The following is a 22012-nucleotide window of genomic DNA, read 5'->3' on the forward strand; positions in this document are numbered from 1 at the left end:
ATACGAATAAAAATAAACGTTAAAAATTAATTAGTAGGGAATAAAATATGTATTTTGGTATTCTAATAGCACTTGTGCCTTTGTGCATTGGTTATTTAATTAAATGCAAACAAGAAAAATGGATAGCTAAAATTAACCAAATTTTAAGTTGGATGGTTTATTTTATTCTTTTTATTATGGGTGCTGAGCTTGCTCATTTAGATAACCTAGCGACTAATTTGCAAAACATTCTATTTTATACCGCCATTATTTTTATCTGTACTTTTGGCGGTAATTTTATTTTTCTGATGTTGTTTGACCTGTTTCTACCTTGGAAAATTTCAAGTGCCAATCAAACATTTGGTTCACGCGTAAAAATGATTTTAGAATCATTGCGTGTCTTTATTGCACTCGTTTTGGGGTTTGTAGTCGGACTTTTTCCATTGTTTGTATGGCAATATACCGAAAACATTATTCAGGTTGTATTAGTTTTTTTACTCTTGTTAATTGGTATTCAATTAAGAAGTAATAATATTTCGCTTAAACAAATTTTACTGAACAAAGTCGGTATTGCAACAACGCTAATTGTCATCATAAGCACTTTTATTGGTGGAATAGTTGCTGCTTTGCTATTAGGTCTACCTTTACGTATAGGGTTAGGTATGTCATCTGGATTTGGTTGGTATTCTTTGTCAGGTATTTTAATGACTGAAGCGCATGGTGCAATTATTGGCAGTGCTACATTTTTAAATGATATATTACGTGAACTTTTTGCCATTATACTCATTCCAACATTAATAAAACGCTATAAATTAACAACATTGGGGTTATGTGGTGCAACGTCAATGGATTTTACTTTACCTATGTTACAAAAAGGAGCTGGAATAATGATAGTGCCAGCTGCTATCGTGCAAGGTTTTTTGCTTACGTTGCTAATGCCAATATTTATGACGTTATTTAATTACGGATGATAGGTTATCCATTATTTTAATCAAAAATCGTATATTGATGAATTGAAAATGATATGCAAAAGTTAATGGTAAAATGAATTGAACAAAATTACCTAGATTGCAAATTGGCAATATGATTACCTTATGTTACACTGCCAAAATCCGAATGATTTGAGTGAATTATGAATACTGGATCGATTGATTATTGTGCGATAGGTCAGCGTTTACGGGCGTATCGTATAGCGGCTTCCTTAAAAGCAGAAGACATAGCACAAAATCTTAGAATTTCAAGAGCTGCGGTTTACCGTTTAGAGAAGGGTGAAATTATCAAAATCGAAACATTAGGCCGTTTAGCGACCTTGTTAGATACATCCTTAGCGAGCTTGATTGGTATTGATACCGAATATTATTCAAGTGGTGAAGGTTTTTTTGAACGTATGCGTCAACTTGAAGAACAATCAACACATATTTATTCTCATTTTGATCCTTTTTCTTTTTTACTCACTTCACCAGATTATCTTTCTCATCTTGCTATGATGCTAGATGAATCGGGTGATTCAATTAATTTAAAAAAATATGCAACAACGTTAGCTATTTTAAAAGAACGTCAAACACAATTCTATCAATCAGCGCCTAACGTCATTAATTTGATTAGTTTACGCAATGTGGAGCGTTTTTTACATATTGGTTTAGTCGGTAATTTAAATCTTTCACCGGGTAAAAAGTCCGAACGCATGCTATTAGCTCGCAAAGAAGTCTATCACTTAATTGAATTAATTGAACAACAAACTTATTCGCCAACCATTGCTATTACAGAGCATGCTATTCCATCTATTGCGTTTCAATTATTTTATCAAAATGAAGCCCCGATTTCGTTAGCGATGAGCCCGTTTCGATTAGGTGAATTACCGAATGTGACCACAGGGATTGCTTCTATTACCTCATCTCACGATGCGATTAAGCGATACCGTTTGTTATTTGATAAATTGTGGCAAAATAGTGCTAAAGATGAACAAGCCATTGAATTGTTGAAAGCAACTTTAGATAAATTTTAAAAATCTTAAAAATAGAAAGAGAACTATCATGTTATCCCTAACATTACAACCGATAAAAAGATTTAATGGTACGATAAACTTACCAGGTTCAAAAAGCGTGTCTAATCGGGCACTACTTTTGTCTGCATTAAGTCATGGTAAAACACGTTTAACAAATTTATTAGACAGCGATGATGTCCGTTATATGCTTGATGCGCTAAAAGCATTAGGTGTTACGTATCAATTATCAAATGATCGCACGATTTGTGATATTGAGGGCGTCGGCGGAAAACTACATTCATCCCATGCATTAGAGCTCTTTTTAGGGAATGCCGGTACGGCGATGCGACCTCTAACTGCTGCGTTATGTCTTGGTGAAAATAATATTGTACTTACGGGTGAACCGCGTATGAAAGAGCGCCCGATAGGGCATTTAGTTGATGCGCTTCGTCAAGGTGGCGCTAAAATAGATTATCTTGAAAATGAAGGTTATCCACCACTCCAGATTCATGGTGGCTTTATTGGCGGAAATATTCAGGTTGATGGCTCTGTTTCAAGTCAATTTTTAACGGCGCTATTAATGGCATCCCCACTTGCTGTTAACGATACTGAAATTACTATTTTAGGGGATTTAGTTTCTAAACCGTATATTGATATCACGATCAAAATGATGGAAATCTTTGGGGTATCAGTTATCAATGATAATTATCAAAAATTTGTTATCAAAGCAAAGCAAACTTATAAGTCACCGGGTACTTATTTGGTTGAAGGGGATGCTTCATCCGCTTCATATTTTTTAGCTGCAGCGGCAATTAAAGGTGGCACTGTTCGCGTCACAGGTATTGGTAAAAAAAGCTTACAAGGTGATACCCAATTTGCTCATGTACTTGAAAAAATGGGTGCCAAAGTAACGTGGGCTGATGATTATATTGAGTGTAGCCGAGGGGAACTTAATGGTATTGATATGGATATGAATCACATCCCAGATGCCGCGATGACAATAGCAACAACAGCTTTGTTTGCCAAAGGAACCACAACTATCCGTAATATCTATAACTGGCGAGTTAAAGAAACTGACCGCTTATCTGCTATGGCAACTGAATTGCGTAAAGTAGGGGCTGAGGTTGAAGAAGGTAACGATTATATAACGATAATCCCGCCTAAATCTTTAACACATGCTGAAATAAAAACCTATAACGATCATCGTATGGCAATGTGTTTCTCATTAGTAGCATTATCCGATACGCCCGTGACTATATTAGATCCTAAATGTACAATGAAAACATTTCCTGACTATTTTGAACAATTTAAACGATTGAGTGAATACTAAATGAATACATTCGTTCCTGTTATTGCTGTTGATGGCCCTAGTGGTGTGGGGAAGGGCACGTTGTGCCAAGCGTTAGCTAATCATTTCAATTGGCATCTTTTAGATTCTGGCGCAATTTATCGAGTACTTGCGTTGTCGGCGCTCAATCATCACATTGCACTGGATGATGAACAACAATTAACTCAATTAGCATTAAATTTACCTTTAAAATTTGATACCCGTCATGGGGAAGTCAAAGTACTATTAAATAGCGTCGATGTCTCTAAAGATATTCGTACTGAAGAGACTGGGGGGGCTGCCTCTAAAGTCGCTTCGCTAAATCAAGTTCGGGCAGCATTATTGCAACGGCAAAGAGATTTCAGGCAAGCGCCGGGGTTAATTGCTGATGGGCGAGACATGGGGACAGTTGTGTTTACCGATGCGCCAGTAAAAATTTTTCTGGATGCTAGTCCACACTCAAGAGCAGAAAGAAGAATGAAACAGTTGCAAGATAAGCAAAAACATGCTAAATTCGCCGAAATTTTGCAGGAGATAACTGCGCGTGATGAGCGAGATCGTAATCGAGCCGTTGCCCCATTAAAACCTGCAACAGATGCACTAATAATTGATACCACATCACTTTCTATCCAAGATGTATTTAATCAATCTATTACGTATATAAACGAAAAACTTGCGTTGTAAATTTATTTATAACGTGAACAAAGCTCCATTATAAGGACGAGTGGAGTATCATAAACAACCCCACAAGACATGATGTAATGTGGACGTTAATATTAATTTAAGTATATAAATATGACTGAATCTTTTGCTCAACTCTTTGAAGAGTCTTTAAATCAACTAGACACTCGTTCTGGTAACATGATCCGTGGTACTGTCGTTGCAATCGACAAAGATGTTGTTTTAGTTGATGCTGGTTTAAAATCTGAATCAGCAATTCCGGTAGAGCAGTTTAAAAATGCCCAAGGCGAATTAGAAGTTCAAGTTGGCGACATCGTAGATGTTGTACTTGATTCAATTGAAGATGGCTTTGGTGAAACAATTTTATCTCGTGAAAAAGCTAAACGTCATGAAGCGTGGCTTACATTAGAAAAAGCAGTTGAAGATGCTGCAACAGTTTTAGGTGTTATCAATGGTAAAGTTAAAGGTGGCTTTACGGTTGATCTTAATGGCGTTCGTGCGTTCCTTCCTGGTTCGCTTGTTGATGTACGTCCATTACGCGATACTTCTCATATTGAAAATAGAGAAATCGAATTAAAAGTTATTAAATTAGATCAAAAACGTAACAACGTTGTTGTTTCTCGCCGTGCAGTCATTGAATCTGAAAATAGCGCAGAAAGAGAACAACTTCTTGAAAATCTTCAAGAAGGTTCTGAAGTTAAAGGTATCATCAAAAATCTTACTGATTACGGTGCATTCGTTGATCTTGGTGGTGTTGATGGTTTACTTCATATCACTGATATGGCTTGGAAACGTGTTAAACACCCAAGTGAAGTGGTTGAAGTGGGTCAAGAATTACTTGTTAAAGTTCTTAAATTTGATAAAGACCGTTCACGTGTATCTCTTGGCTTAAAACAATTAGGCGAAGATCCATGGGTTTCAATTGCTAAACGTTACCCAGAAGGTACTAAAGTAACTGGTAAAGTAACTAACTTAACTGATTACGGTTGTTTCGTAGAAATTGAAACGGGCGTTGAAGGTTTAGTTCACGTTTCTGAAATGGATTGGACTAACAAAAACATTCACCCATCTAAAGTGGTTAGCTTAGGTGATGAAGTTGAAGTTATTGTTCTTGAAATTGATGAAGAACGTCGTCGTATTTCTCTTGGTCTTAAACAATGTAAACCAAACCCATGGTTACAATTTGCTGAATCACACAATAAAGGTGATAAAGTTAGTGGTAAGATCAAATCAATCACTGATTTCGGTATCTTCATCGGTTTAGATGGTGGTATTGACGGTTTAGTTCATCTTTCTGATATCTCTTGGAATATGCCAGGTGAAGAAGCAGTTAAAGCGTATAAGAAAGGTGATGACATCGAAGCGGTTGTATTACAAGTTGATGCAGAACGTGAGCGTATCTCTTTAGGTATTAAACAACTTGAAGATGATCCATTCAACAATTTTGCTTCAAACTACAAAAAAGGTACAATTATCAAAGGTAATGTAACAGCTGTTGATGCAAAAGGCGCAACAATTGAAATTGCTGATGGTATTGAAGGCTACTTAAAAGCACAAGACATTGCACGTGAACGCATTGAAGATGCGACGACTGCATTAAAAGTTGGCGATGAAGTTGAAGCTAAAATTGTCAATATCGATCGTAAAACTCGTGCGATTTCATTATCTGTACGTGCTAAAGATGAAGCTGATGAAAAAGAAGCGCTAGCTGCTGTAAATAATACTTCTACTCAAGAAGAAGCGTCATTTACAAATGCAATGGCAGAAGCATTCAAAGCTGCATCAAAAACCGAGTAAAATATATTCATTTAAAAAGTAAAGAGGGCTTGCCCTCTTTTTCTTTTGTGGTATAAAATGAATCAATTATATACTACATACATTAATTAGGAGTGACCATGAACAGATCAGATTTAGTAGAAAAAATTGTCAACTGGCGGGCACACCTTCCTGTGCAACTGGTTGATAATGCTGTAAGAGATATTATCGAACAGATCGCTTTAGCTATGGAAAGTAATGATCGTGTAGAAATACGTGGGTTTGGTAGTTTTAGTCTAAATTATCGTGCTCCACGAAAAGCGAGAAACCCAAGGACCGGCGGTAATGTTGAGGTTAAACATAAATATATTCCTCACTTTAAGCCAGGAAAAGAGTTACGTGAAAGAGTCAATAATGCTGCAAAAGCATAATTGCTGAAATCTCCAAAAAACCTTTGAATATTTTCAAAGGTTTTTTTTTGAATAGCACTTTATTTCTATTAAATCAGATAACTGTTAATAACCTTTATGCAGGTTATCCATTCTTAATTATGATGAAGAAAAATTTAATCATAATACTTATTGTTATTATTAAATCATAAATGGTAAGACTTCCATCTATCTTTAAACAACGCATACTAATTTTTCGTAAAAAGAAATATAAATTGGAACTTCGATCTACTTTTTAGCGTTAATTTATTTTTTGAACTTAAAACATAATAGGCTTAGTAAATATTCAATGTAGATATTTTAAGCCTTGTCAATGCGGCATATTTGTTCATATGATTTTTTTGCCATAGCCTTTTCATTAGGGTGTTTGCCTCTAATGTTTTTGCCTAATTTACCTTCAGATGAGTATTGGTATTTTATTGCATTTTTGTTGATAATAACTGTTTTGCCTTTTTTCTCTAAATCAAAACTTCATATAACATTTTCTGTTTTTGTATTGAGCTTTTTATGGGCTACTGCTTATGCCAAACAATACATATTGAATATTGAACCATTAATTGATCAGACCATAATCGTAAAAGCCAAAGTTGTAAGTCTTAACACTCGATGTGCTTCTAGGCAAAACGAGCCTTATAATGTGCAATTTTCGATTTTAAATATAGAGAATCATTATGTTTCAGCGCCTATTCCTATCTCGATATACTGGGATAAATCCTCTGTACCTAAATTAGGTCAAATATGGCAATTGACCATAAAAACGAAAGTTGTTCATAGCTATTTAAATCAAGGTGGATTTGATAGTCAGCGGTTTGCGATAGCAAATCGGACTTTACTAACAGCAAAATTAAAAAGTGAAAAATTATTAGATGAAAATTATGATGTTCGGCAAAATATTGCTAGTAATCTTGCAAAGTATATCGATTTATTTCCTTATCGTGGAATTTTAAAAGCACTGGCATTTGGGGATCGATCTCAATTAGAAAAGTATCAACGTACCATAATGATGCAAACTGGCGTTGCTCATTTAATGGCGATTTCTGGCATGCATATTTTATTAGTCTTTTGGATGTGTAGTTTTACCATTAAATTAAGCATGTTTTTTGTTCCTCAGCGTTTCAGTTATTGTCATACTCCTATCGTAGTTGGTTGGATGTTTGCTTTTTTTTATGCATGGTTAACAGGTTTAAATCCTCCCGCATTAAGGGCAATGTTGGCTTTATCAATATGGATTTATCTACGTTATAAAAATAGACACATAAGTTCGTGGCAAAAAATTAATCGTATTATTGCCTTAATGTTGTTATTCGATCCTTTAATGATTCTATCTGAAAGTTTCTGGTTATCTTGTTATGCTGTGGTAAGTTTAATTTTTTTATATGAGTGGATACCAATTTCAAAAAGAATACAACATAAAAAAAGATGGTATTTAATTAGGTTGTTGCATTTACAGTTCGGTTTAACCGCATTATTACTACCAATACAAATTTTTGTTTTTCAGGGTATAAGCCCTGTATCCTTATTAGCAAATCTTATAGCTATTCCAATTATTTCACTATTTACCTTTCCTTCAATCTTGATAGCACTTGTTTTTAGTTGTCTTAATTACTTTCATTTATCATTATGGTTTTTGTATGTTGCAGAAATATCGCTTGAATGGTTATTTATTTGCTTAGAACTAATAAATTTCTCATGGCTTAATTTGTCATCTAATTTTTATCTATTCAGTATTATCGGATGGCTAATGATTATATCTTTACGAATTGGAATTTGGCGTCGTTTCAATATAACCCTTGTTATACTATTAATGATATTAGTTACGCCATTTTTCAAACAGCAGAATTATAAATGGCGATTAGATATGCTAGATGTAGGGCATGGGTTAGCCGTTGTTATTCATGATGGTAAATCAGCTATATTATATGATACTGGAGCTAAATGGGAAAAAAGTTCCGCTGTTGAGCGTATCATTATACCTTTTTTAATTTGGCATGGTTTAGAGGTAAAAGGCATTATCATTAGTCACCAACACAATGATCATATTGGCGGATTAACTATTCTTCAACATCTTTACCCAAAAGCTTGGTTAATGAGTTCTTCAACCACACTCAGAAACAATTTTTATTGTAAAGCTGGCAACCAATTAAACTGGAATAATCTGACTTTTGAAGTATTATGGCCTAACAAGTTAGTAAATTATGCACAAAATGAAGATTCATGCGTAATAAAAGTTTATGATAATAATTTTTCTGTATTATTAACAGGTGATCTAGAACGAAAACAAGAATATCAATTAGTAGAAAAATATGCACAAGACCTTGCATCAACTATTTTACAAACTCCTCACCATGGTAGTAACACTTCATCAAGCTATGCTTTTTTGAATTTTGTTAATCCAGCAATCTCATTAGCTTCAACTTCTCGCTATAACGCCTGGCATTTACCTTCAAATAAAGTCATACAACGTTATCAGGATCTACAATTAGATTATCGTGTTACGGCAAAATCAGGTCAAATAAGTTTATTTTTTTATGGAAATCGATGGGAGTTAAAGACTATAAGGAGTGAAATAAACCCAAGATGGTATCACAACTGGATAGGGCGTTTACCAAATTATAATTAAATAAATTATTACAATAATAATTTTAAAATACATTATAAATTTTGCTTGGTCTATAGAAGTCATCTTATATATTTATAAGACAATTTGATAGATCACAAGTAATAACACTTACACTATTCATTTCTAATATATCTCTATATGCTTTAATGATAAAAAAATATATTAAATAATTTACAAAAAGCATGAGTAAAATTTTTTTAATTTGAGTTTGTAACTTTTATGTAAATTTATTCTTTTTAAATATCAAATTTAAAAGAAATATAATCAATGAATATATAAAAATATATCTTCATGAATAATTGAATGAATTTCTTTGTTTGTCGATTTTGTGATTTTTTATAAGAAAAAATCTAACATTAGTCCAAATGCTACTAATTCTTGTTGTAAACTGGCTTTTTTAAAGCTAACTCATTATAAATAAAAACTAATTAGAAATTTTTTTTACAAAAAAGGTTTCATTTTTTATGAATCGATAATAGAATAGTCAAGGCATCATTTTTTGTAAAAAAAGATTGATGAATATAAATTATTTATAAAGAATTAGAAAATTTTTAAAGCAAAACTAAATTATAATTGATTTTCTAATTTAGTTTAAGGATGGATAAAGTGAAGTTGAATTCAGTTAAACGATCGATAAGTTTGATCTTTTTTATTCTTTTTGCAATTGTAATGGCTTTTACAATTTTTCACGATTTGCTTTTAGAGACGATTGGGCACAATCCGATAATTAACTCAGTTATTGTTTCAATGCAAATTATTGGTGTAATTTATGTCTTTTATGTCTGTATTTCTCTAGTAATGAGCATTAACAGTTGGAATAATTTTACCTCTTTAAAATCTAATGATGTTGAAGCTCTTGATAAGTACCAATTTTCAGGGGCTCTTAAAGGTTTAAGAGGGCGAGTTTCTGATTTAGTGCTAGCTGGACCGGAAATTCGGAGTTCTATTTTAGATGAACTAAAAGACAAATTTTCGCATCGTGTATCTGGGGCTGATTATTTATCAGGATTACTTGTCGGGCTTGGTTTATTAGGTACCTTTTTGGGCTTGATAATGACAATGGGCAGTATCACTGAGGCGATGATGAACCTCAAAAATAATGCGAACGATATTGGTAAATTACTAGATAGTATTAGTGGTCCATTGAGCGGTATGTCGCAAGCGTTTTCAGCTTCGTTTTTGGGGTTGATGGGCTCTTTAGTGATGGGTTTATTAGCACATCTTTTAAGTTCTATCGTAGATAATGTTTATCACTCAGTCGACGATTGGGTAAAAAAACACGCTGAAGATCAAGTGTCCGGATTTGGTGGAGCAGAGGGGGCTACAGGTTCATATTCTGGTTCAACAGGCGTACTAGGATCGGGATCACACGGTGGAAGTATTAACGCTGCAATATTAGATGCATTTAATCAATTTCTTGCTTCTATGAATGAACAACAACCTATATTACGTAGTATTAAATCAGAACTTGAAACGGCAAACAATGCATTAAATGTCATTGATCAGCACACAGTTAAAATTGCACAAAACCAAATACAGACAATTGATGCAATTGATAGTGTTCATGTCTCAACAGAACAAAATCGTACAGCCTTAGTAGAAGCTATTGGAGGTATGAATGCTGATCGTCTGCAAATTGTGACGTCTTTTGACGAAGTGTCAGAGACATTATCTGTCTTACAATCAGAAATACGTGGTGTTCGCCAGCAGTTGTTAACCATTGAATCTGTTGCTCGTACCAAAACAAGTGATTCAGAAGCTGTTGTAAAAGCAATAAGACAACAAAATGAAGCTTTGATTGAGTGTGTCGGTCAAATGACCTCAATAAAGGCATCGATTCAATCATAAGTTAATACTTATTGTTTTGGTTTAGTTAACTCTATTTTCAAATTAACAGAATAGAGTTAACCATGTTTAATTGTTATTAGTTATATGGATTGTTGTTGTGAAAAATAAAATTATTGTATTAAGTGTGCTTTCATCTCTTATGATCGGTTGTACTGTTAAACATAAACAGCATAACACTCAGGAAACGTATGAAGAGAATGAAATTATTTTGTTGTCTGAAAAACAAGTCCCAAATACCTTACAAGAAGATTTCAACATTTCAGCGAAAGGTTTATCTTTACAAGAAGCTATTGAACTAGCTCAATATTATTCACTCCGTACCGTTTCAGCCAATTCTAAATTACAAGAAGCCGATGCGCGTATCCAAGAAGTCAGTGCGACTTATTATCCTAAAGTTAATGTATTAGCAAAAACTCGAGATAAAGCCTTTGATAGAATGAAATCAGTTTCTCGTTCGAATGATGAATATGCACAGGCTCAAGTTTCTTTACAATATAACTTACTCGATTTTGGACGAACACGTTATGGTGTTGATAGTGCGACTCAACTTCGTGAATCAGCTAAATACACGGCTGAATTTGAAAAAAGTAAAGTAACATTCAATGTTGTTAAAGCTTATTTTAATATACGTCGTTACACGCAACAAAAAGGTTATGCACAAGATTATATCAAACAGATGTCTGATCTTGTAAATACTATTGGTGTTCGTGTTTCAGGGGGGCTATCTCCACAATCAGAATTAATTAGAGCTAAATTAGCATTAACGAATGCTCAAAATGCTGCTAAATCAATTGAACTACAACTAAAAAAATCAATTCAAGAACTTAATACATTATTAGGTCGATCTGTACCAACCCAAAGTGTCAAATTAAAAGAAATTTTTATTAATAGTCACGAATTTAATGATGTTTTAGCTGATGTTTTAGCAAATAATCCTGATATTAAATCTTCAGAGTTTCAATTAAACAGTTCTCGCTCAGAAGTAGAAGTAGCCAAAAGTGCACGTTATCCATCGGTTGATGCTGTAGGTTCATATACAAAACCTTTCCAACATCCAGATGATAAAGACGGTAACTTTATTGGTGGAAAAGTCTCATTACAAGTAAGTATGCCTATCTTCGACGGTGGAGTTAATACCTCTAAAATCAATCAGGCTTCGGCTCGTTACAATTATAGTATGGCATCTTATAACCAACTTGTTCGAGACATTAAAGAAGTTTCAAACAATTTGGTAGAAGATGCGCTCAACGCCACTGATACATATAAAATACAGTTTAAAGCAGAAAAAGATGCGAGTAAAACACGTAAATTATATATGGATGAGTTTCGTTTAGGTCAACGTACTTTGAATGATTTGTTAACTGTTGAAACAGACTATTTCAGTGCTAAAGTCAGTAAATCTTCTGCATTGTATGATTACTATCTTTCAGCATTAGGTTTGTATCTTTTAGCTGATCAGCTTGATAATGGAATGTCAAGACTAAGCTTAAAATAACAGAAAAGGTATTGTTTTATGAAATCGAATTCTCATTTCTGGCCGGCATATGTAGATATGATGACAGTATTGTTACTAGTATATCTTCTAGTAACTTTAATTTTTCAAATATTGTTAATCATTGCTCAACAAAATGCTGGTGTTAAATTACGTGACCGTAACCAAGTAGTTACCGTTCACTATAAAATTGATGAAAATGTTGATCCAAATGAATTACGTTTGGCATTTGATAATAATAAAAATGCAAACTATTTAGATTCTAAAAATGAGGAAAAATTATCTGAATGGATGGAAATTCATAAGGATGAAATAGAGCAAAAAGGTGCAGTTGTTTTCTCAACAACTATTTCTTCAAAAGATGAACAAACAGGTAATGATTTAAAGCTTCAGTTTGAGCGTAATATGCATTTGTTGGGATTGATACAAGATAAAGTTTCATTGGGTAAAATCAAGATCGAAAATGCTTCTGTAAATAAAAGTGATGTTGCGTTTGTGTCTATTCGCATCTTGAAAGCAGGTGAGTTACAAGAAGACCAAAATTCAACTAAAGCTAAAGAATCAGAATCATTGCCGTCAAATGGAGGTGGTTCAACTACTTTACCACAGCCACAATTTAATAGTATTGAAGATCAACAACCTTTATTAGCAGATTAAAGGATTTTTGGAACTAAAATGAAAGATAAAATTCTAATTTTAGAAAAATTAGTTAACAACTTTCGAGAAAAAATTAACAAAAAAACAATTGTTAATATTCTTCCAAAACGAATTGTTGATAGTAAGCTAATGAACTACCTGCCGACTGGAATGGCAGGTAGAACATTAGTTATCATCATTTTATTTCTAATTTGGATTTCGTTATTTAAAGTTGATGTATTAGTAAAAGGTGTTGGTGTTATTCGTGTTGAAAGTCGAAATGTCACTTTACAACACCCTGAAGGTGGCGTAATACAACAACTCTTAGTACATGAAGGGCAGCATGTAACTAAAGGACAATTAATAGCTATTGTTGATAATAGTTATGTTAATGAAAGTTTTGCCAAAAATGAAATTGAACGTAAAGCATTATTGGTCAGAATAGAACGGCTTAATGCAGAATTAAGTAATGAAAAATTTGAACCTAAATTTACAGGTGAAAAATCATTAGATGAAATTATAACAAGTGAATTAAATTTATTTGATTCAAGATCAGTTGCTTTACGGGCGCAAAAACAAGTCATTAATGCTCAAGTAGAACAAAAGAAAGCTCAAATTTTAGAACTCGTAACTAAAATCGATGACCTTAGCAAACAAGCAGAGTTGACTAAACAGGAAGTTCAACTTTACAAAAACATGGTAGCTAGAGGGGCAGCAGCACAAGGAACTTTGCTTCAGAAAAAACTTGAAAATCAGCAAATTCAAACAACACTTAATGAATCAAGATTAAGAGTGCCAAGATTAAATAGTGAACTTTCAGAATATGAAGCAAGGTATGAACAGATTCAAGCCGATTTTATATCTGATGTTCAAAAACAATTAACTCAAGTGAATATCAATTTAAGCGATGTTGATAACTCACGAACGCATAGCGAAGGGCGACGAGAAAATTCAAAAATTGTTAGTCCTGCTGATGGCGTTATTCAGCGCCTGTTTGTTGCTCATACAGGCGCAGTTATTCGAGCTGGGGGAGAAGTTGTTGAAATAGCACCTTCAGAAGTCCCTTTAATTGCCGAAGTAAAAGTAAGACCAGAAGATAGGGATCGTATTTGGGAAAAAATGGTTGCAAGATTGCATATCAGTGCTTTTGATGTTTCATATGCAAACACCTTAGAAGGAAAAGTATCTGTTATAAGCGCAGATGCTGTTTCAGACGAGAACTTAGGTCGATATTATCTTGTTAGTATTGAAGTTCCTTCTGAGAAATATAATGTAACAATGTATCCAGGTATGAGTGTCGATGCATATTTGCTGACTGGAAAAAGGACATTGCTTGAATACTTTTTAAAACCTTTATTATCAAACAGTTCGCTTATTTTTTCAGAACCTTAACGTATTAAATTAAATGAATGGAAAGAAAATAGATGTCATATAATTATTTACCAAAGCCTACATCTCCAGAAAAGGCAGTTGTACCTGTAACTTATTCGGATAATTATGTACCAGTAAATTATAAAGATGTTAAATTATTAATTAATGGAAGTGATTTAATTATTCAATCAGGTGAGGACAAATTAATATTACCTCTAGCGGCAAAATTAGCATCAATGGACCCAAATATATTTACATTTACATTTCAGGATGGGGTGACGATAAATGCTAGTGAACTGATATCAAAATCTCAATTGATCAGTAATATGCCTAAATTAATCGAAAATAATGAATCCGATAATAGTCAGAAAACGGAATTAAAAGGGCAAGATGCTGATGAAATAATTGAACCGGTCGCTAAGGATGCAGTCGAAATCATTATTGTTGAAGATCTTGATAGTAAATTGCAAAAAAATGAGCAAAGTATGCAAGATCTTGAGAAATATATCTCAAAGCAATCAGCTTCTTCATCAAAAGATTCCGATATTGATACAGCAGAATATGTTTCCCAAATTTCGGCTTCTGATACGGCTGAAACATCAAAAGAAACATTTATAGATGAAGCGCATATAGTTGATGAAATACAAATAACGGATAATGACGATTCAGAAAATCCGAGCGAAGTTAACATACCTTCAATTACGTTATTACAAATCAAAAGCGTTGTTGATCAAAATACTAAAACATGGATTAGTGGTACAGGTAATGAAGAATCCACAACTTCAGGTGATTTTCGTTCACAATACGAAAATGTTCTCATCGATTTATCGGCTGAAACAGCAGATTGGACTATCTATGCTAATAATACTCAAATGATTCCTGCTGGACAAATAGGTCGAATTGTTGAAGTTACTGATGCCATGAGTGTAACATCCGTGACAGGTCAACTTAGTAATATGACAGTCATTACAGCTGATTCAGCATTAGGTAAACAATATGGTTTAAAAGCAAATCAATTCATGATCCTTTATCCTGAAGGCTCAAAAACTAGCTTCACGCTTTCATATAGTTATATTGATAATGATGGTCAAACCGTTACCGATAATGCAACTTTTGATGTTGTTAATAACCCTGCGGTGATATTTGATAGTACAGGGCATGTTCAACTAGCATCCTCAAAAAATAATGTGGATATTGTCGCAGGAAGTGGTGATGACACTATTTTCGCAGGTAATCAAAATGGACATTACAATGGTGGAGCGGGTACAAATACTGTTAACTACAGTGAACTTGATGAATCATTAACAATAGATCTAAATAATGGCAAAACAACTTCTGATCATACTCATCATACTTTAGAAAACATTCAAAATGTGGTTGGAAGTAATAATGGCGATATAATCATTGGTCATCAAACGGTAAGTAATAATATTATCGGTGGTGATGGTGATGACAAGATCATGACTGGTGGTGGCAACAATGTGATTGATGGCGGGGAAGGTCTAAATACAATCAGTTATGAAACAGCTGCTAGTGGTGTTCATGTTGATTTATCGAATAATGTTGCTTCTGACAATGGTAATGGTGGTAAAGATTCAATCAAAAATATACAGAATATCATCGGAAGTGCTTACGATGATGTATTAATTGGTGACGATCAAGATAATATCATAAATGGTGGTGAGGGTGATGATATTTTATCAGGGATGGGCGGAAATAATATTCTCAATGGTGGAGAAGGAAACAATACTGCTGACTACTCTCAAGCTGCTTCTGGTATTAACGTAGATTTAATACAATCTCAAAATCAAGTTATTAAAAATGGTTTTGGCGGCCAAGATACACTCATTAATATTCAAAAAATTGTTGGAAGTGATCATAATGATAATTTCCGCACCGGAGTTGGTACGACTCATATAGATGGTGGCGCTGGTGATGATCGCTTTTTAATTGGCGGTAACGAAGCGAGTATTACCTTTATACATGGAAATAGTGGCAATAACACTTACTATGCAGGTGCAGGGTTTAATAACTATATTGGTGGTACAGGTCATGACACGGTTGATTACCGATTGGCTTCAAGTAGTGTCAATATTGATTTTGAAAAAAATGTTGTTTATGACAATGGATTTGCGGGCATTGATGTCTTCAAAAATATCGATAAAGTCGTGGGAACCAAATTTGATGACTATTTTGTTTTAGGCAATGGTGATCATGAGGTTGATGGTGGCTTAGGTAATAATATTTTTATAGCTGGATCAGGCAATAATAAAATCAATGGTGGCAGCCAAGGAATGGGTTATGTCAACACAGTCGATTATAGTAATGCTGGTTCTGGTTTAGACATGGATCTGGTTTCAGGGAATGTTGCTAATAATGGTTTTGGTGGACAAGATAATCTAACAAATATACAAAAAATTATTGCTTCGGATTTTGATGATGTGATTTACAGTAGTGGTAATGATTTAAGTATTTTTGCTGGTGCAGGAGATGATATTGTCTATGGAAATGATGGCAATGATACTATTGATGGCGGTTCTGGAAATAACACACTAAGATATGACAAACTTCAAGATGGTGTGAAAATTGATTTAAGTACAGGTCAGGTTTCAAAAGCGTCAGGCGTAGATCAGTTTACCAATTTCAACAACTTTGTTGGCTCTAATTACAATGATACCTTTATTGCCGCAGCTGGTAATCAAATAATTGATGGTGGTGCAGGACACGATATCATTAGCTATAAAGGTATTGCTGGGAAAATGATTGCTCACCTCGATGAAAATAAAATTTATGATGGCGTACAAGACAGAGAACTCTTTCAACATACCATCAAGAATATAGACGAAGTTCATTTTTCAAATGCATGGGGAAATCAAGGTTTCACTAATAAACAAGGAAATACTAAATTTGTTGGTGGATCATCTGATGACTTTTTCTATGTACTAGGTGGTAGTAATGAACTAATTGGCGGCGGCGGTTTTGATACCGTAAGTTATCAGCACTCAAATACAGGAAAAGGTATCGTTGCTGATCTCGATCGAAATGGATCCGGTACTGTTACTCAAAATAGTTATGATAATGTCGATCATCTGCAAAATATTGGAGTTATTATCGGTACTCAATATGATGATAAGATTAAATCAGGTGGTGAAATTAGAGGGATGACTGGTAATGACACCATTGAAGGTGTTGGTAATGCCATGGTTAGTTATGTTGGCGTATCTAAAGTAGATGTTGATCTTGAAAAAGGTACAGCGTTGAAAACTAATGGTACAGATAAATTAATTAACATTAATAATGTTAAAGTTGGCTCAGGTGATAGTATTGTTCATGGAAATGCAAATAATAATAATATTATCGGCCAAGGTGGTAATGATACTTTTTATGCTAGTGCTGGCAATGATTCTTATGATGGTGGGAATGGTTACGACACGTTGATTTATAATCAGTTGAAAAGTAATACAACGATTAACATGGATCTGACCACAAATAAAATTACTAAAAGTGGTGGATTGGGTACTGACACTGTAAAAAATGTTGAAAAAATCATAGCGACGAAAGGTAATGATCTCTTCAAAATTTCTTCGTTAAATGATTTGAATAACTATCGTTCAATTGATGGTGGAGATGGTTTTGATGTTGTTCAAAAATCAGGTAAATCAAGTTATTTCTTCTTTGGTTCATCTTCTATTTTCAAACATATTGAACGTTTTGAATTCAATGATAAAGCGTCTGATAACATTTCTGTGGATTTATCATCGATTTTTGATGTCATGGATCAAAACAGAATTGAGTTTGTTCTAGATAGTAATGACAACTTAGCAGTGATAAATTCTTCATCATGGTCTCATAGCGTGAATGGTTCGACAGAAACCTGGACTGATGGCACACATGAATTAGTAGTTAATCGAGTTTAAACAATTATAAGAAATGAGATAAATTTATGAGTAACGCGAATAAAGCATTAACACCGATGGCTTCAGCACCATCAATTATTCCATTCACCTATGAAGACAATAAAATTGATGCATCATGGGAAACCGAAAATATAACTTTATCGATTAAAGGTCCTGATTTAATCATTGCCACAGGCGATGGGCGTAAATTAATTTTAACTATGGGCGCTGAATTAGCATCGCTCCACCAAGGGTTGCTTTCACTTTCCTTTAAAGATGGTAAAAAATTAGATTCATATGAAATTTTGAGTTTAGCTCGTGTTGACGGTGTTGCTCCAAATGTGATTGAAACAAATAATCCTGATTCAATGCAAGTCAAAGATGAGGATACTCAAAAACAAGAAATTGAAGAGACAACAGTCGATGTCACTACAAATATGACAGATAATTTCATTATTATCGATAGTAGTGGTGGTGCTGAAATGTCTACCAGCGAAGCCGAATCATCTTTGGATGATATGATGAATATGGATATGGAGATGTCACTTAGTAAGCTTAAATCTCCTAATTCATCGATTGTTCTTAAAAAAACATCCACATCAAGTTCAGACTCTTCAAAGCATGACTCAACTATTGATGGTGAAGTACCAATTGTTGAAAGTAAACCGCCTGCAGATGTTGTTCCTGAAGTACCAAAAGTTAAGCTATTTCAATGGGAAGGTTTAATTAACAGTGCTGAACATAAATATGATGTCGGTAGTGGTAACCTCGATGCCAGAACAGAGGCTGGTGCAAATGAGCAATATGCTACAACAATTGTTGATCTTTCTAATGAAAGTGCTGATTGGACTATCAACGTTCCAAACCAAAATTGGATCCCTGAAGGTAAGATTCTTCGTGTTGTTTCTTTTGATGATATTCAATCAATTTCAAGTTTTAGTGATTTACCTCCGGAATATGAAATTATTCAGGGTGGTACGGCGCTAGGAGATAAATATGGTTTAGCTCCTAATGAAATCATTATTTTATATCCTCAAGATCAGATAAGTAAGTTTGCTGTTAATATCACGTATAAAGATACAAATGGTGTGACAAAAACAGAAACTTTCAACTTTTCGGTTGTAGACTCTCCATCGTCTGTTGTTGATTTGGAAGGAAACATACTGTTAGCCACTAAGCCTAATAATGTTCATGTCATAGGCGGAGCTGGAGATGATACAATCATCGCTGGAAAAACCAAAGATATTTATGATGGTGGGGAAGGGATTAATACAGTTGATTACACTAAAGTTGAAGGTAACTTAGTTGTTGATTTAAATACTGGTATCATTTCAGGTGCTGTTGATCAACAACTTAAAAATATCCAAAATATTTTAGGTAATGATGGTGATAATACTTATATCGGTAGTCTCACTGAAAGCAATAAATTAATAGGTGGTGCTGGTAACGATACGTTTTTTGTCGGAGGCGGTTTGTCTAATCACATAGATGGACAAGGTGGTATCAATACTATTAGTTATGAAACTGTTAAAAATGGTGTAGAAGTCGATTTAACCCAAGGAATAGCTACTGATGCTTTAGGAAGAAACGATACCATTAAAAATATTAATAATATTACTGGTACACAATTTGATGATGTTTTGATTGGTGATAGTAACGACAATGTCATTATAGGGAATGGCGGTAATGATATTCTAATGGGTATGGGTGGTAATAATACTTTAATTGGTGGTAACGGTGGAAATACCACTGCTAGTTATGAAAAAGCAATCCAAGGTATTAAAGTAGATCTAGCCAATGCAACAGAACAAGTTGTTGAAAATGGATTTGGTGGTAAAGACACATTAAAAAGAGTACAAACGATTAGAGGTAGTCAATTTGATGATGTTTTCACTACAGCAAAAGGTAGTATCACTATCTACGGTGGTGATGGTAATGATATTTTTAATATCCAAGGTGATGCCACAAGCCGAGCAGTAATTTATGGTGAATCAGGTGATAATCTTTATATTGCAGGGCAAGGTTATAACTCTTTCATTGGCGGAACTGGTAACGATACTGTTGATTACCATCTTGCTACTTCAGGCATTGATGTAAATTTAAAAACACGTCGAGCTTATTCCAATGGTTTCGGAGGATCAGATCAGTTAACAGATATAAATGGAATTATTGGAACGGATTTTGATGACCGTATAGAGTTAACGGATGATACCAATTATAAAATTAGTTCAGGAGCCGGAAACGATTATATCATCGTTGGTAAAGGTGGAATGGATAATTTTTATGATGGTGGAACTGGTGTTGATACTATAGATTATAGTAACGTACAAAACGGTATTGAAATAAGCTTAAAAGACCAAAAAGCAGTAAAAAATGGTACCAAAGATGTAAATAATATTGATGGTCAAGATGCTGTAATAAATTTTAACAATATTGTTGGTTCAGCATTTGATGATATTATCGAAGGTAGTGATGAAGATAACATCATTGATATTGGTGGCGGAACAAATAACGTCATTTATGGTACGCTTGGTTCTGATCAAATTATTGCTAAAGGGAAAGGAACAAATACGCTAGACTATAGCCGTTATTCGGCTGTTTCGCAGGGTTCTGGCATTGAAATAAATGCAACTGCAGGAACGGTATTAAAAAATGTAAATGGAGATGACTATCAGGATACTTTTACAAGTAACGGATTTAGCAAATTTGTAGGTACTGATTATGATGACACATTTATCATCAATAAAAATACAACGTTTGTTGATGGTAAAGATGGGATCAACACCCTTGTTTTAGATGAAACGATGAAAGAATCGTATACTATTGATTTAGAAAATAATCGTCTTACTTGGGGTAATTCTTCTGCTGAAATACATAACATTAATAATGTTACCTCAAAAGAGGCTGCTATACATTTTTATGGAAACGAGTCTAAAGATAATATCGTTATTGCTGGAGCGAATAATGACCATATTCACGCAAAAGGTGGTGACAATTATATTGATGGCGGCGCGGGCAGTGACTGGATTTATTATGATGCAGGTACACAAGGTGTAAATGTTAGTTTAGATAAAAATGGTAATGGCACAGCTACTAATGGTTTCGGTGGTACTGATACAATTAAGAATATCGAAAATATCTATGGTTCACAATATGACGATGTATTGACGGGTAATGGTATTTTAATTGGTGGTGATGGAAACAATACATTAATTGGTTCTGGAAGTAACGCTGTTGCTGAATACCGATCACCTAAGGGAATAATAGCTAATCTTGAAACTGGTGAGGTTAAAGATAATGGATATGGTAAGGAAGATTTACTTATCAATATTCATAAGATTGTTGGAACAAATCATGATGATATATTTTATGGCAGCAGTGTAAGTGATGAAATTTATACTGGCGCTGGAAATGATATCGTCTACGCAAGCAGTGGTAACGATAAAATAGTTAATACTAATGGAAGTAAAGCCACTGTTAATTATGAAACCTTGACACAAGGAATTAGAGTTATTGTCACCAACAATAATAATACCACTGTAAATAAAGGTAATTGGGGTCAAGATACACTAACATCAGTTACTGACATAATTGGTTCTAATAAGAATGATACTTTTCAGTTTAGTTCTCTGAAAGATTTCAATAAATTTAGTTCAATTGACGGTGGGGCCGGTATTGATAGCGTGACGAAAAGAGGTCAGGCTGGTCTTTTTGATTTCAGTGTTGTTAACAAAAATTTATTCAAACATATTGATATATTCAATTTCAAAGATGGCAATGGCGGTGATTTTATCCTCGTAAACTTGAGTGACTTATTCCAAAATATGGATAACAACAACATTCGGTTTGATACCGATAGTACTGATTCACTTCAAATTTTGGATAGTGCTGGTGTGTGGACTCACTCTGAAGTTTCACCAGGAGTAGATCAATGGACCGATGGTACCCATACATTAACCTGGAATCATGTGTAG

Annotated in this window: 13 protein-coding genes; all 13 read left to right on the forward strand. The window is 34.0% G+C overall.

Going from position 1 to position 22012, the window contains the following annotated elements; all coding sequences use genetic code 11:
• The first annotated feature begins 47 nt into the window (after window positions 1-47).
• The 13 genes from GYM75_RS04020 to GYM75_RS04080 all read left to right on the forward strand — a co-directional run bounded on the left by GYM75_RS04020 (window position 48) and on the right by GYM75_RS04080 (window position 22012).
• Window positions 48-950 carry a lysine exporter LysO family protein gene (locus GYM75_RS04020; RefSeq protein ID WP_220216880.1) on the forward strand — a complete coding sequence of 301 codons (903 nt, stop codon included), beginning with the start codon at window positions 48-50 and terminating at the stop codon, window positions 948-950.
• A gap of 161 nt (window positions 951-1111) precedes the next feature.
• Window positions 1112-1984: a helix-turn-helix domain-containing protein gene (locus GYM75_RS04025; protein WP_220216881.1), complete on the forward strand. Its 873-nt coding sequence runs from the start codon at window positions 1112-1114 to the stop codon at window positions 1982-1984.
• A 28-nt stretch (window positions 1985-2012) separates the two neighbouring features.
• The gene (gene aroA, locus GYM75_RS04030) at window positions 2013-3293 is read left to right on the forward strand and encodes a 3-phosphoshikimate 1-carboxyvinyltransferase (RefSeq protein WP_220216882.1); all 1281 of its coding nucleotides are present in this window, start codon (window positions 2013-2015) and stop codon (window positions 3291-3293) included.
• Complete coding sequence (cmk, locus tag GYM75_RS04035) at window positions 3294-3974, forward strand: (d)CMP kinase (protein WP_220216883.1); 681 nt, start codon at window positions 3294-3296, stop codon at window positions 3972-3974. It begins immediately after the preceding gene.
• 111 nt (window positions 3975-4085) lie between these two features.
• Window positions 4086-5768 (forward strand): 30S ribosomal protein S1, encoded by a 1683-nt coding sequence (rpsA, locus tag GYM75_RS04040; protein ID WP_220216884.1) that lies wholly within the window; start codon window positions 4086-4088, stop codon window positions 5766-5768.
• Between the two features lie 98 nt (window positions 5769-5866).
• Entirely contained in the window at window positions 5867-6157 is a 291-nt protein-coding gene (locus tag GYM75_RS04045) for an integration host factor subunit beta (RefSeq protein WP_220216885.1), read from the forward strand.
• A gap of 394 nt (window positions 6158-6551) precedes the next feature.
• On the forward strand, window positions 6552-8795 hold the full coding sequence (locus GYM75_RS04050; RefSeq protein WP_220216886.1) for a DNA internalization-related competence protein ComEC/Rec2: 2244 nt from the start codon (window positions 6552-6554) through the stop codon (window positions 8793-8795).
• 606 nt (window positions 8796-9401) lie between these two features.
• On the forward strand, window positions 9402-10643 hold the full coding sequence (locus GYM75_RS04055; RefSeq protein ID WP_220216887.1) for a MotA/TolQ/ExbB proton channel family protein: 1242 nt from the start codon (window positions 9402-9404) through the stop codon (window positions 10641-10643).
• 97 nt (window positions 10644-10740) lie between these two features.
• Entirely contained in the window at window positions 10741-12138 is a 1398-nt protein-coding gene (locus GYM75_RS04060; protein WP_220216888.1) for a TolC family protein, read from the forward strand.
• An 18-nt stretch (window positions 12139-12156) separates the two neighbouring features.
• On the forward strand, window positions 12157-12792 hold the full coding sequence (locus GYM75_RS04065; protein ID WP_220216889.1) for a hypothetical protein: 636 nt from the start codon (window positions 12157-12159) through the stop codon (window positions 12790-12792).
• An 18-nt stretch (window positions 12793-12810) separates the two neighbouring features.
• Entirely contained in the window at window positions 12811-14163 is a 1353-nt protein-coding gene (locus GYM75_RS04070; RefSeq protein ID WP_220216890.1) for an HlyD family type I secretion periplasmic adaptor subunit, read from the forward strand.
• Window positions 14164-14195: 32 nt separating this feature from the next.
• Complete coding sequence (locus tag GYM75_RS04075) at window positions 14196-18059, forward strand: calcium-binding protein (RefSeq protein ID WP_220216891.1); 3864 nt, start codon at window positions 14196-14198, stop codon at window positions 18057-18059.
• A 26-nt stretch (window positions 18060-18085) separates the two neighbouring features.
• Window positions 18086-22012 (forward strand): calcium-binding protein, encoded by a 3927-nt coding sequence (locus GYM75_RS04080; protein ID WP_220216892.1) that lies wholly within the window; start codon window positions 18086-18088, stop codon window positions 22010-22012.

The organism is Gilliamella sp. ESL0441 (genome assembly GCF_019469185.1).
Taxonomy (GTDB): Bacteria; Pseudomonadota; Gammaproteobacteria; order Enterobacterales; family Orbaceae; genus Gilliamella.